This is a genomic window from Streptomyces sp. NPDC053673, from assembly GCF_055585225.1.
Genome location: NZ_JBVJKN010000001.1, coordinates 560,645 through 571,978, shown reverse-complemented (window position 1 = coordinate 571,978; position 11,334 = coordinate 560,645). Strand labels below are relative to the sequence as shown.

The window sequence follows — 11,334 nt, the reverse complement described above, 5'->3', positions numbered from 1 at the left end:
CGAAGGGCGGCCGCCGGTCTTGGGATGGCTCAGGTCCGCGGTTCTCCCTCGGACGCCGCCGCCTTCAGGTCCGCGAGCAGTTCGGCCTGTCCCGCCAGCACTCCGGACAGGATCGACCGCGCGACTCTCAGCAGCTCAGCCACCTGGGGACTGGTCAGCGAGTAGTACACGGCCGAACCTTCCCTGCGGGTTGTGACCAGATTGGCGCGACGCAGGACAGCCAGTTGCTGCGAGAGGTGAGCGGGCTCGACGCCGACCTCCGGCAGCATTTCGGAGACCGCGTGCTCACGCTCGCTCAGCAGTTCCAGCACACGGATCCGGACCGGATGTCCCAGCGTCTTGAAGAACTCCGCCTTCAGTTGGTACAGCGGCGCGCTCACCGAACCGGCCCTGCGTCCGGACGTGCTGCCGTAAGGCCGGATGATCGTTGTCGAGCCTGCACCGTGGATCGCATCCACCCAAGAATCTTCGCCATGGGGCCATCCTCGCGCCCTCACACCTACGTGACGACCTCTGGAATTGCTAAGATTAGCAATTCAGAAGGTCCAGAGAGGGAGGTTCGGGTGCGAATCCCACGACTGCGTGGTGGCGGGGCTCTGCTCAAGTGCCCTGCGTGCCGACTCAAGTGCCTGCCCGCGGCCGTCGCCCCAGACGGCTCATGCCCGCGCTGCGGGCATCAGCGCATGCTGAGCATGGACATCGACCGCGGCTGGATCCGGCATACCGCCCGCGCGGCGCGCAGCGACAAGCCTGCCAACGGCGAGCACTGAGAGCGGCGCCGCCCATGAGCATCAGCTGGAGCGTCGAAGAACAGCGTGGCGTGGCGGTCATGAGTGTCGCCGGGTTCCTCGGCAACAACGCGGTCGGCCGCTTCTCGGACGGATTCGACTGGGTTCAGGCCCGCAGCACGGGGACCGTCGTCCTCGACCTCACCGAACTGCTGGGGTGGAGCGCCGAGGGAGAGATGGCGGTCATACAGGCAGCCACCAGACTGCGCAGCAGTGACCGTCCCCTCGCCGTGTGCGGTCTGGACCGCCTGGAGGTGACGAATTCATGGGCCGACCATCTCGGCTCGATGACCCTCTACGCAGACCTGGACTCCGCCCTCGACGCCCAGAATCCGGTCTCCGGCTGACCCGCGCGCGGACCGTCGCAGGGGGAGGGGCAGCCCGAAGCGCCACCCAGCACCAGCGGCTGGACATCACAGCTTCCCGTTTCGCGGATGACGGCTATGTCTGCTGCCCCAGCGGCGGTCCGGTGGCTGCCGGGTCGAGGTAGGCGGGACCGGGCAGGCCGTTCGACGCATGGCGATCCCGGTCAGAGCCTCGAAGATGGTCGGCGGGCATTCATTGTCATCACGGGCACTGCGAAACGACTCCCGCAGAAACTGACGCAGCCACTCGGCGATCAATGGCCTTCATTCATAGGCGAAATAGGTCGATAACCAATCATCTGTTCCGGCATCTGCCACTATCGTGGCACCGTGCCCCGTCCATTGGGAGAGCTCGAAGACGCGGTCATGACGCGCATCTGGCAGTGGAACCGGCCGGTGACGGTCCGGGAAGTGCTGGAAGATCTGCGGCAGGAACGCTCCATCGCCTACACCACCGTCATGACCGTCATGGACAATCTCCATCAGAAGGGCTGGGTGCGCAGGGAAGTCGAAGGCCGCGCCTATCGATATACCGCGGTCTCCACCCGGGCCGCCTACTCGGCCGCACTGATGAACGAAGCCTGGTCCTTGAGTGACAACCCCGCCGCGGCGCTTGTCGCCTTCTTCGGCATGATGTCGGTGGAGCAGCGCGCGGCGCTCCAGGACGCTATCCGCATCGTTCAGCCCCAGGTCCAAGAGGGCGTCCAAGACCCTCCGGCCCCCGACGACGCCGAAGAAGCGGGGCGTTAGCGTCCGGGCGTCGACCGTCTCCGGCATCCCGCCGGCACGGTCAGCGCCACCATGGCCGTCGTCGGAGCCACTCCCTGCTTCGCGGCCTCGGCCCCGGCTCCTCACCGTCCTGACACGACCGGACGCGCCGGGACGCTTCCGGTGGTGGCTGCCATGCACGCCCTGCGGCCTCTCACCTCTCGGCGCGGGTCCGTGGCTCACGTGCCCCGGCCGTCGGAAGGCCGGAACACGCGGAAGGCGGCAATGGGAGCGAACGCCTCCTGCCCAAGGGCGCCGCTCAGCAGCCCGGCCTCCACGGAGACCGCCTCTGGAGGATCGTGGGTTACGCCTTCTTCAGGAACTGGGTTTTGAGGACCAGGCCCTTGACCTTCTTGGTGTTGCATTCGACTTCGTCGGGCTTGCTGGTGAGGCGGATGTTCTTCACCAGGGTGCCGCGCTTGAGTGTCTCGGAGGTGCCCTTCACCTTCAGGTCCTTGATCAGCGTCACGGAGTCGCCGTCCTCCAGGACGGTGCCGTTGCTGTCCTTCACCACGACATCGCTCATGATCTTTCCTTGCCTGCTTTCGTTGCGGTGCTTCTCTTACATCTGGCCGTGCGCGGCGGGATTCCGCGCGCCGGGCCAGTCGTCGCTGTGCCACTCACGCGTGTGGCCGCTCACGTCCTGGTACGGCGCAATTGCCGTGGCCAGGTCGCAGTGAACGGTGATCGGCGGGTGGGTGCCGTCGGGGACGATCGAGCCGTCCGCGGGTATCGCGGCGAGCTCCAGACTCCGCCCCTCCTGGGTGAGTCGGCGGGCTGCCTGGGCGACGGCGAGCTGGCCGCCGACGGACCAGCCGCGCAGTTCGGTGAGGTCGAGGATGACCGGCCCGGTGCCACGGGCCAGGGCCCAGCCCACGGCACCGTTGAACCGGTCCACCCCATCAGCGCCGAGAAACCCGGACAGCGAAAGGACACAGAAGTCCGACTGCGTGGTGTAACGCCACTCGATGGTCATTGTCGCTCTCTCGATCTCACGGGGTTCTCATAGGGGGAGGGTGATCCAGATGCTCTTGCCCCGGCCATCCGCGTCCGCGCGGACGACCGCGGTGCCGCCGACCGCGAGAGTGAGCTCGACGACTGTGGCCAGGCCTCCGCGGTGTCCGAGATGAGCGTGCAGCAAGGCGGGCTGGTAGGGGTGCCGGTCGTGGACCGCGAACGCGAATGTGTCCGGGCCGGCCGCGTAGATCACCGTGACGGTCGGAGAGAGCACGGCAGCGTGCTGCACGCAGTTGGTGACCAATTCGGACAAGACCAGCAGGGCAGGGTCCACGGCGGGGTGGCGACGGCTGATGCCCCATTCGAGCATCACCTGTTCGGTGGTCTCGCGCGCGATCCGGACGGCGGACCCCTCGGCTGGCAGCGTCAGCACATGCCGGTAAGGCAGGGCTTCCATCGGAGAGGTCATCAGACTTCCCCGTGAGCCAGGCGGAACCCGGTCACCGTTTGGGGGCGGATGCGTACGAGGGTGTCGTGCGGGCCGTGGACCCAGCCGGGCAGCGTACGGCGGTAGTGCGCGGCCTCGTCGGGGTCGGTGATGACCTCGGCCGGCCCGGTGGCGGTCACCGTCCACCCGATGCCTCCGGCCACGCGGATCTCATCGGCGTGGTAGGTGAGCGCGGCCCTGTCGGAGAGGGCTGTTGCCTGGGCAGGGGTGCGGACGATCAGTTGGCCGTACTGGAGGAGGTGCACGGCCGGGCGGACCACGGGGCTCTCGCGCTGGACGTACACCAGCCGCCCCTGGGCGGCGCCTTCGAGCAGCCACAGAGCCTCGGTGCCGGACACCTCGACCATGCGACGGGAGACGGGGACGGTCATCGGGAAGCCTCCTCGGCGACGGGGGCGGGAGACTGCGCGGGAACGCCTGGCAGCACCCCGGCGTGATGCAGAAGGGCGCGGGCCCCGGCGATCGCCTCCGGGGTGGTGGCGTACTCCCGTCCCTCCAGCCGCAGCAGATCCAAAGCGCTGACGGAGTCGAGCACCTGGCGCTGGCCGGGCCGTATCCCGGACGTCATGACGGCGATGCCGCGCCGGTTGAGCTTCTCGACCGCGTCCTTGAGGACCAGGGCGCCGGTGGCGTCCATGGTCGTGACGCGCGACATGCGCAGGATCACCACGCGTACGTCGGCGACCTCGCTCAGCTCCAGCAGGAACCGGTGCGCGGCAGCGAAGAACAGCGGCCCGTCGATCCGGAAGGCGACGATGTGCTCGGCCAGCAGCGCATGCTCCTCGTCGCTGTGCTCGCCGGGCAGATCCGGCCGGAAGTCCACCTGATCCATCCGGGCCTGCTTGGCAACCGCCCGCAGCGCCAGCGCACCCGCCACCACGAGCCCGATGATCACCGCGTAGACCAGGTCGAGGGCGAGGGTGGCGACCGCCGTCAGGACGAGCACGATTCCGTCGGAGCGGGTCGCGCGGGCCATGGCGCGCAGCGAGCCGACCTCGACCATGCGGACGGCGGTAGCCAGCAGCACCCCCGCGAGCGCAGCCAGCGGAATCTTCGAGACCAGCGGGGCGGCGGCGAAGACGATCACGGCGAGGACGCCGGCGTGGGTGAGCGCCGACAGCCGCGAGCCCGCCCCGGTACGGACGTTGACAGCGGTACGGGCGATGGCGGCCGTCGCGGGGACGCCGCCGAACAGCGGCGCGGCCAGGTTGGCGACGCCCTGGCCGAACAGTTCCTTGTCGGGGTCGTGCTGCTGCCCGACCGTCATCCCGTCCGCGACGGTGGCTGACAGCAGCGACTCCAGCGCGGCCAGCGCCGCCACCGCCACCGCGGGGGCGAACAGTGAACCGACCGCGCTCACGTCGAGGAAGCCGAGCGAGGGGGCGGGCAGACCGGACGGCAGATCGCCGATCGGGGCTGCGGCGTCCAGATGGAACACCATGGCAATCACGGTCGCGGCGATCACCCCGACGATGGAGAACGGGACGGTGGGCCACAGGCGCGCGCCGAGCAGCATCACGGCCGCGACGCCGATGGCGAGGGCGACGGCGGTCCAGTTCGGGGTGCGTACGAACTCCTCCACCGCCCGCCAGGTCACCACCAGGACCCTCTCGCCCTCGGGCTTGGCCACCCCGAGCGCGTTCGGGATCTGCTGAAGGCCGATCACGCAGGCGATACCGAGCGTGAAGCCCTCCACCACCGGTGCGGGTATGTACCGCATGTACTTACCGGCCCGCAGCAGGGCGAGCGCGATCAGCATCAGCCCAGCCAGCAGCCCGACCATCAGCACCCCGCCGGGGCCGTACTGGGCCACGATCGGCACCAGCACCACCGTCATCGCACCCGTCGGACCCGACACCTGCAGATTCGAGCCGCCGAACAGCGCCGCGAGCGCACCAGCGACCACCGCGGTCGCCAGTCCCGCCTCCGCCCCTAGCCCGGAGGACACGCCGAAGCCGAGCGCGAGCGGCAGCGCCACGATCGCCACCGTCAGGCCCGCGAGCAGATCCCGGCGCGGGCTCCGCGCCATGACCGCGAAGTCCGCCCGCGCAGGCAACAGGGAACGCACCCGGCCCAGGGCCTGGGTGAAGACCGCACTCACTGCGCCGCGACCTCGGCTTCCCGCAGCTCCGCCAGCAACTCGTTCTGCCCGGCCAGCAGCTCGGTGAGGATCCGCCGCGCGGCCCGCATGAGATCCGTGACGTCCCCACCGGCGAGCTCGTAGACCACGGTCGAGCCCTCCCGCGTGGACGTCACGATGCCGGAGCGGCGCAGCACTGCCAGCTGCTGTGACAGGGCCGACGGCTCCACCTCGATCGCCGTCAGCAGCTCCCGCACCGGCATCGGCCCGCCCTGCAGCAGCTCCAGGACCCTTATGCGGACCGGGTGCCCCAGCATCCGGAAGAACTCGGCCTTGGCCTGATACAGCGGAACCGGCACGGTCTCGGACTCTCCTCATAACCTCGGACGGAGGGGTATCGCTTGGTGCTGTGCCCGCGGCTACCTACGGACACAGCCACCCACAGCATGTATTGAATTGCAGAATTTCGCAATTCATGGAGTGCCGCTCCACCGAGGGTCTCCGCCTGGGGATCCTTGCTGGCCTGTGTCAGGTGTGGTCCGATGGGCGTGCGGGGATTGTCGGTCGCCTGGCAGTTTTCTCCGGACGATGTGCTCTCGACCGCCGTCGGTTGAGGAGGAGCCGTGGCCTCGCCAACACAGTTCGGTCGGCTGACGATCTACCTCGATGGTGCGCGTCCGTCACGGCACGGGGCACCGACGGCCGAGCAGATCGTCCTGTGTGCCCATGAGAGCCGCCTGCTCGGAGCGAGCGTGCGCTCCGCTATCGCCGGGTTCGGAGATGGCGGCACCTTGCGGCAGGAGAGACCGTTCGCGGTCGTTCGGCACCTTCCCGTCGAGATCGTGCTCGTGGACGACATGGTCATCCTGCAGGCCTTCTTGATCCGCCTGGACCGCATGAGCGTGGGCATGCACATGCTGGCGACGTTGGAGCCGGTCGACGTCGCGCCCACCGGAATCAGCCGCGAGGGCTGACCTCGATGAGGACATCTGTGTCACGCGGCCGCATGCTCACCGCGGCTGTCCGCAGGTCCCCTACCGGGTCCGATGGGACAGCTCCGCCCCTCGTCCTCGCCAGGTCGACAGCGTAGGCTGACAGTGATGGCGGTGGGGCTCGCCGAAACCGCGACCGCGTACCTGGGTCGACAACAGTCCCTACCTGGACTGCCACGCAGGCACGCCCACAGGTAGGAGGACATCATGCCCCGCCCGTCCCGGACAGCGTCTCAGCCAAACCGGAGCAGCCGCAGCCCTGCGGACACCCCTCGCGTCCGACGCACAGCGCGAGGACGGCAGAGTGCGGCGCGCGGTCCACCGTCCATGGAGAAGCGCAGCTCGGTGAGGAAGCAGGACGATGTCACGCGGAGAACCCCCAGCCCGGCCCCGCGACGACGCAGCGCCGCCGGCGGAGGTTCTGCCGGTCGACCCGGACGTCGAGGTCGGCGCCGGACCACAGGCCCCTCCCCAGCCACCGGCCAAAGCCAAACGCTCCCGCCAGGCGGACGTCCTGGCGGTGGTCGCCCTGGGCGGCGGACTGGGCAGCATCGCCCGCTACGGCCTCGCCCTCGCCTGGCCCACCCCGGCCGGCGGGTTCCCCTGGGCCACCTTCATCACCAACATCTCCGGAAGCTTCGCCCTGGGACTGCTCATGGTCTGCGTCCTGGAGGTGTGGCCACCCAACCGCTACGTCCGGCCCTTCCTGGGCGTCGGCTTCCTCGGCGGCTACACCACCTTCTCCACCTACACCGTGGAGATACACCACCTGCTCTCACTAGGCGACTGGTCAAAGGCCGACGCCTACGCCCTGACGAGCATTCTCGCCGGGCTGGTCGCGGTATGGCTCGGCATTGCGGCCGCCCGCCGGGCCGCTGGACTGCCGGTGCGCCGCGGCCCCAGCCGCCACAGCCAAGTACCCCCCTCGCCGACCGCCGGACCGGCCACCCCGCCACCCAAGCGGTCTGTCCCGTAAAGAGGCAGTGATGAGCCTGCACCTCCCCCGGCACCACCCCGAGGAAAACCCTCCCCCACGGCCGCCGCGTCCGCCGTTGAACGGCCCGGTCCTGCGGATGACCATCTACCTGGGCGAGTGCGACCAGTACCACCACAAGCCGGCCTACACCGAGATCGTCCACCGCGCCCACCACGCCGGGCTTTCCGGCGCCAGCGTCTTCCGCGGCTTCGAGGGCTTCGGCACCTCATCGATTGTGCACACCACCCGCCTGCTCGATCTCGCCGAAGACCTCCCCCTGACCGTCGTCATCATCGACGAGGAGGACCGCATCCGCGCCTTCATGCCCCAGGCCCGTGAAGTCGTCCCCGAGGCACTGATCACACTGGAACCGGTCCAAGTCGTCGCGCAGAGCAGCACGGGAATCACCCCCGTCACCGAGGAGCAGATCAATTGAACGCCGTAGTCCTGGTGTTCCTCGGTGGCATGCTCGGCGCGCCCCTGCGCTATCTCACCGACAAGGCCATCCAGGCCCGCCACGACAGTGTCTTCCCGCTCGGCACCTTCACCGTCAACATCGCCGGGTCGTTCATCCTCGGTGCCCTGGCCGGCGCCGTAGCGGCCCACGGCCTGCCCAGCGACGTCATGCTGCTGCTGGGCGTCGGCGTGTGCGGCGCCCTGACCACCTTCAGCACCTTCAGTTTCGAAACCGTCCGGCTCCTCGAAGACGGCTCCCTCGCCGAGGCCGGACTCAACGCCATCGGCAGCCTCCTGGTCGGCCTCGCCGCCGCAGCTGCCGGTTATGCCCTTCTGACTTGGCTGTGACTTCAAGCAACGGCGCGAGGGCTTTGGAGCACCAGGTTGGAAGACTCCGTATGCGGATCGCAACTGACCTGCCGAGCCCCTGACATGGTCCGGAGCGCGACTGTCGCCGCTGTTCCCCGCTGGGCCTCCACCGCGAACATGACCCGCCGCCTCACCACGCCCACTCCTGCCTGGCGCGACGACTTCGGGATGGCCGCGTGAACGTCACCGACCGCCTCGGACGCCTCACCCGTCAACGCTTCCTCACCCTGCCGGGTCGAGGCCGCTACCAGAAGCGGACTCAGGGGGCTGGGATCGGCAGGGCCGCCGGTCGCCATTCTCGCCTGAGCAATCCGAACACCCACGAGTCGGATACCTCGCCGTTCACGACGCAGTCTTCCCGCAACGTCCCTTCACGCACGAACCCGATCTTCTCCAGTACCCGGGCGGATGCCACGTTGCGCGTATCGGTCTCGGCCTGGACTCGGTTCAGGTCCAGTGTGTCGAATGCCCACTGCAGCAAGGCGTGCGCCGCCTCCGTCGCGTAGCCGTGGCCCCACATCGCCTCGTCGAGGCAGTAGCCCAACGATGCGCTGCGGTAGTCCGGGTTCCATCCGGTCAGCACGCACCAGCCGACGAAGGCCCCGTCGGAAGCACGGTCGATGGCAACCCGTGCCCCGGTGCCTTCGTCCGCCATCTTCCGGCACATCGCGATGAAGCGCTCGGCGCGGGCCCGTTCGGTCCACGGTGGGGAGTCCCAGTAGCGCATCACGTAGGTGCTGCTGTGCAGCGCGAAGAGGGGGTCCGCGTCGGTGTCGGTGAAAGGGCGCAGTCGCAGGCGAGCGCTGTGCAGTATGGGGGTGGCCAAAGTCATGCGCACCAGCTTGGGTCCTCACGGGGCGGGCAGAGCACCGAATTTCCGATCCCGATCCGGTCCTCACGACCCAAGGCTCCGCCTACCAGCAGATCGTGCACGCCTTCAACCAGCACCCTGACCAGGCATTCAGGGTCCGCGAACGGCACGACTGCTCGCCCAACCCGGGTAAGGCCACTACCAGAAACGGACTTAACGACCTCTCAGGCGAGTTGATCGACAGGCTTGGGGGCTCGCTTCGTGCCGACAACGACCAAGTGTTCGCTGATTTGCCGTCGGACAGCCGTCAGTTGCGGCGGCCCTGTGGCCTCCTTCTGGTCCCCCGAGACTCAGTCCATATGTGGTGAGGGCGCGTGTCGCAAACGTCAGCAGCGCTGCCGATCAGCGGCTGATGGAGTGTACTTCTACTCCGATGGAGTGACCCGCTGAGTGACCCATCTCTGAGCGGGCAACTTGAGCGAGAACTTTTGCCCCACTTCGCGGAGAATGGACACCGTATGACACAAGCACTGCGGGTGGTCGTCACAGCGGCGTTGCTCGTATTCAGCGGTCTGGTCATGAGCGGAACCGCTCAAGCGGTCACCACTCCGGCGACGCATACGTGCCCGATCGGGTCTACCGCTCCCACCGACGACGAATTCCTTCTCCCTGGCTGTAATGACGCTTTGTTCAGGATCTACTGTCGGACGGTTCACGGGTTCGGGGGCGGATTCTGCACGGACGAAAAGACATGCGTCTGCACTGAGGGGCAGCGACGTATCTGATGGCTCGGCGATGCGATGGATGCGCCAGATCGCAGTCTCGTTCCTGGAAGGCAGTCGTCGCGACGACGAACCGCCCCTGGCCATCGATGAAGGCCAGGTGAGGGAAAGTGACGGCCTCCTGATCGTGCCCTACAACTCCGTTCAGTACCTCGCCACGCGCGATGAGATGAAGCGGCTGCTGGACCGCTGGCCCATCCTCGTGGATCTCCAGAGCGGCTTCCGGACACCGGGTGGCCGTCACCGGCCGAAACGCGCAACGACTGCGTACACTCGCCGATTCGGTCGACCAGCCCGAGAACCTTCTGACGCTGACCGCGGATGCCGCAGACTGGGAGGCCACCTCGGCGGCGGTGGCCGCCACGGTCGAGCGTTTCGGCGCTCTGGACGCGGATGTCGCCAACGCCCGCGTGGACGGCGGGGGCCAAGGCGATGACCGTCACCTCGGGCCAGGTCAGCCTCGCCGAACGTTCGGCGAGCAGGAGGCGGCCGGTGGACCTGCGGCTCTGGCCGAGGAGCTCGACGCTGCTCGTGCCCGGCTCGCAGCGCAGCTGCCGACCATGCCGCTCGACCGTCCTGTCGGCGTGTTCGCACACGTACTCCCGCTCGATCAGTGCCTGCTCACCCGCCTCGTGGAACTCGTGGCCCACCTCGACGATCTAGTGCCCCTCCCGGCAAGCTTTGCCCTGTCGCGCCGCCAGTCTGGAGGCGCCCACGCCGTCGGTGCCTGCTGAAGCCACCGATGCGGTAACCGCCTGCCTCACCCGCATCGCCGTGGCTCGTCACGGCTTCCTTCCGGTGATGCGCACCCTGGCCCGCCGCGAACGCGCCACCGAGCCGATCGCGGCGTTTCAGCCCGCTGAGGCAACAGTAGGGTTTCGCCAGTTGGTTGCCTGGTCGGGCGCCGCGTTTCGGGTGCCCAACCAGGCACTTCCTCGGCTACAGGTACGGGCGGGTGATCAGCTCAATCGCGTGACCGGCAGGGTCTTTGAAGTACACCCCTCGACCGCCGTGCCCGTTGTTGATCTCGCTTGGGCGTCGCATCTGCGGATCGGCCCAGTGCTCGATGTCGCGATCACACAGCCGCCGATACGCCCGGTCGAACAGCTCGTCGTCGACCAGGAACGCGTAATGCTGCATCTGGATCTCCACCGGCGGCTCGGCGAACTGAAGCAGCACGCCGTCGGGGAGCTGGATGTTGGTGAACGGGCCCCAGGACGGTGCTTCCGGGACTTCCAACAGCTCGCGGAAGAACTGAGCCGACTCGTTGCGATCCTTGGCGGCGATGATGGTGTGGTTGAACGTGACTGTCATTCAGCTGACCTCGTTGTTGTTGGACACGAAGAACGGACTCGCAATGCGCGAGCATTGGGAGGTCCGCGTGCCGAACTGAGGGGGTGCCTTCTGCGCACCCGCTGTGCGATCAGCCCTCCACCGGGTGGCCAATCTGTGCGTGGCGTAGCGCCGGTCCGGTGTTCACGT

The 11,334-nt window shown here is 68.1% G+C and carries 16 protein-coding genes; 7 read left to right on the top strand and 9 right to left on the bottom strand.

Annotated elements, in window-relative coordinates; genetic code table 11:
• Positions 1 to 29: 29 nt before the first annotated feature.
• The gene (locus ACZ6ZQ_RS02560) at positions 30 to 380 is read right to left on the bottom strand and encodes an ArsR/SmtB family transcription factor (RefSeq protein WP_469766690.1); all 351 of its coding nucleotides are present in this window, start codon (positions 378 to 380) and stop codon (positions 30 to 32) included.
• A gap of 404 nt (positions 381 to 784) precedes the next feature.
• On the opposite strand from ACZ6ZQ_RS02560, the gene ACZ6ZQ_RS02555 reads away from it, so the two are divergent.
• Entirely contained in the window at positions 785 to 1,135 is a 351-nt protein-coding gene (locus ACZ6ZQ_RS02555; RefSeq protein ID WP_469766689.1) for an STAS domain-containing protein, read from the top strand.
• A gap of 348 nt (positions 1,136 to 1,483) precedes the next feature.
• Complete coding sequence (locus ACZ6ZQ_RS02550) at positions 1,484 to 1,903, top strand: BlaI/MecI/CopY family transcriptional regulator (RefSeq protein ID WP_469766688.1); 420 nt, start codon at positions 1,484 to 1,486, stop codon at positions 1,901 to 1,903.
• A gap of 322 nt (positions 1,904 to 2,225) precedes the next feature.
• On the opposite strand, the gene ACZ6ZQ_RS02545 is transcribed toward ACZ6ZQ_RS02550, so the two are convergent.
• From ACZ6ZQ_RS02545 to ACZ6ZQ_RS02520, 6 genes are all read right to left on the bottom strand, one after another.
• Positions 2,226 to 2,447: an alkylphosphonate utilization protein gene (locus tag ACZ6ZQ_RS02545; protein ID WP_469766687.1), complete on the bottom strand. Its 222-nt coding sequence runs from the start codon at positions 2,445 to 2,447 to the stop codon at positions 2,226 to 2,228.
• Positions 2,448 to 2,483: 36 nt separating this feature from the next.
• Positions 2,484 to 2,897, bottom strand: coding sequence for an STAS domain-containing protein (locus ACZ6ZQ_RS02540; protein ID WP_469766686.1), 414 nt, complete (start codon positions 2,895 to 2,897; stop codon positions 2,484 to 2,486).
• A gap of 27 nt (positions 2,898 to 2,924) precedes the next feature.
• The gene (locus tag ACZ6ZQ_RS02535) at positions 2,925 to 3,347 is read right to left on the bottom strand and encodes an ATP-binding protein (RefSeq protein WP_469766685.1); all 423 of its coding nucleotides are present in this window, start codon (positions 3,345 to 3,347) and stop codon (positions 2,925 to 2,927) included.
• Entirely contained in the window at positions 3,347 to 3,757 is a 411-nt protein-coding gene (locus ACZ6ZQ_RS02530) for a pyridoxamine 5'-phosphate oxidase family protein (RefSeq protein WP_469766684.1), read from the bottom strand. The genes ACZ6ZQ_RS02535 and ACZ6ZQ_RS02530 overlap by 1 nt, the downstream gene beginning before the upstream one ends.
• The gene (locus ACZ6ZQ_RS02525) at positions 3,754 to 5,415 is read right to left on the bottom strand and encodes a SulP family inorganic anion transporter (protein WP_469766818.1); all 1,662 of its coding nucleotides are present in this window, start codon (positions 5,413 to 5,415) and stop codon (positions 3,754 to 3,756) included. Before ACZ6ZQ_RS02525 ends, ACZ6ZQ_RS02530 begins: the two co-directional genes overlap by 4 nt.
• Before the next feature lie 68 nt (positions 5,416 to 5,483).
• Positions 5,484 to 5,825 (bottom strand): ArsR/SmtB family transcription factor, encoded by a 342-nt coding sequence (locus tag ACZ6ZQ_RS02520; RefSeq protein WP_469766683.1) that lies wholly within the window; start codon positions 5,823 to 5,825, stop codon positions 5,484 to 5,486.
• A gap of 264 nt (positions 5,826 to 6,089) precedes the next feature.
• Between ACZ6ZQ_RS02520 and ACZ6ZQ_RS02515 the strand changes: the two genes are divergently transcribed.
• From ACZ6ZQ_RS02515 to crcB (ACZ6ZQ_RS02500), 4 genes are all read left to right on the top strand, one after another.
• A complete protein-coding gene (locus ACZ6ZQ_RS02515) occupies positions 6,090 to 6,440 on the top strand; it encodes a DUF190 domain-containing protein (protein WP_469766682.1) in 351 nt (116 codons plus the stop codon).
• Between the two features lie 379 nt (positions 6,441 to 6,819).
• A complete protein-coding gene (crcB, locus tag ACZ6ZQ_RS02510) occupies positions 6,820 to 7,434 on the top strand; it encodes a fluoride efflux transporter CrcB (RefSeq protein ID WP_469766681.1) in 615 nt (204 codons plus the stop codon).
• Between the two features lie 97 nt (positions 7,435 to 7,531).
• On the top strand, positions 7,532 to 7,870 hold the full coding sequence (locus tag ACZ6ZQ_RS02505) for a DUF190 domain-containing protein (protein WP_469766817.1): 339 nt from the start codon (positions 7,532 to 7,534) through the stop codon (positions 7,868 to 7,870).
• Positions 7,867 to 8,238 (top strand): fluoride efflux transporter CrcB, encoded by a 372-nt coding sequence (crcB, locus tag ACZ6ZQ_RS02500; RefSeq protein WP_469766680.1) that lies wholly within the window; start codon positions 7,867 to 7,869, stop codon positions 8,236 to 8,238. Before ACZ6ZQ_RS02505 ends, crcB (ACZ6ZQ_RS02500) begins: the two co-directional genes overlap by 4 nt.
• 280 nt (positions 8,239 to 8,518) lie before the next feature.
• On the opposite strand, the gene ACZ6ZQ_RS02495 is transcribed toward crcB (ACZ6ZQ_RS02500), so the two are convergent.
• Entirely contained in the window at positions 8,519 to 9,091 is a 573-nt protein-coding gene (locus ACZ6ZQ_RS02495) for a GNAT family N-acetyltransferase (RefSeq protein ID WP_469766679.1), read from the bottom strand.
• 994 nt (positions 9,092 to 10,085) lie between these two features.
• Between ACZ6ZQ_RS02495 and ACZ6ZQ_RS02490 the strand changes: the two genes are divergently transcribed.
• Positions 10,086 to 10,586: a maleylpyruvate isomerase N-terminal domain-containing protein gene (locus ACZ6ZQ_RS02490; RefSeq protein WP_469766678.1), complete on the top strand. Its 501-nt coding sequence runs from the start codon at positions 10,086 to 10,088 to the stop codon at positions 10,584 to 10,586.
• A gap of 205 nt (positions 10,587 to 10,791) precedes the next feature.
• On the opposite strand, the gene ACZ6ZQ_RS02485 is transcribed toward ACZ6ZQ_RS02490, so the two are convergent.
• On the bottom strand, positions 10,792 to 11,166 hold the full coding sequence (locus ACZ6ZQ_RS02485; protein WP_469766677.1) for a VOC family protein: 375 nt from the start codon (positions 11,164 to 11,166) through the stop codon (positions 10,792 to 10,794).
• Positions 11,167 to 11,334 lie beyond the last annotated feature (168 nt).

Coding starts and splice junctions, on each gene's coding strand:
- ACZ6ZQ_RS02555 (WP_469766689.1), top strand. CDS start 785: ATGAGCATCAGCTGGAGCGTCGAAGAACAGCGTGGCGTGGCGGTCATG.
- ACZ6ZQ_RS02545 (WP_469766687.1), bottom strand. CDS start 2,447: ATGAGCGATGTCGTGGTGAAGGACAGCAACGGCACCGTCCTGGAGGAC.
- ACZ6ZQ_RS02540 (WP_469766686.1), bottom strand. CDS start 2,897: ATGACCATCGAGTGGCGTTACACCACGCAGTCGGACTTCTGTGTCCTT.
- ACZ6ZQ_RS02535 (WP_469766685.1), bottom strand. CDS start 3,347: ATGACCTCTCCGATGGAAGCCCTGCCTTACCGGCATGTGCTGACGCTG.
- ACZ6ZQ_RS02530 (WP_469766684.1), bottom strand. CDS start 3,757: ATGACCGTCCCCGTCTCCCGTCGCATGGTCGAGGTGTCCGGCACCGAG.
- ACZ6ZQ_RS02525 (WP_469766818.1), bottom strand. CDS start 5,415: ATGGCGCGGAGCCCGCGCCGGGATCTGCTCGCGGGCCTGACGGTGGCG.
- crcB (WP_469766681.1), top strand. CDS start 6,820: ATGTCACGCGGAGAACCCCCAGCCCGGCCCCGCGACGACGCAGCGCCG.
- ACZ6ZQ_RS02505 (WP_469766817.1), top strand. CDS start 7,532: ATGACCATCTACCTGGGCGAGTGCGACCAGTACCACCACAAGCCGGCC.
- ACZ6ZQ_RS02495 (WP_469766679.1), bottom strand. CDS start 9,091: ATGACTTTGGCCACCCCCATACTGCACAGCGCTCGCCTGCGACTGCGC.
- ACZ6ZQ_RS02485 (WP_469766677.1), bottom strand. CDS start 11,166: ATGACAGTCACGTTCAACCACACCATCATCGCCGCCAAGGATCGCAAC.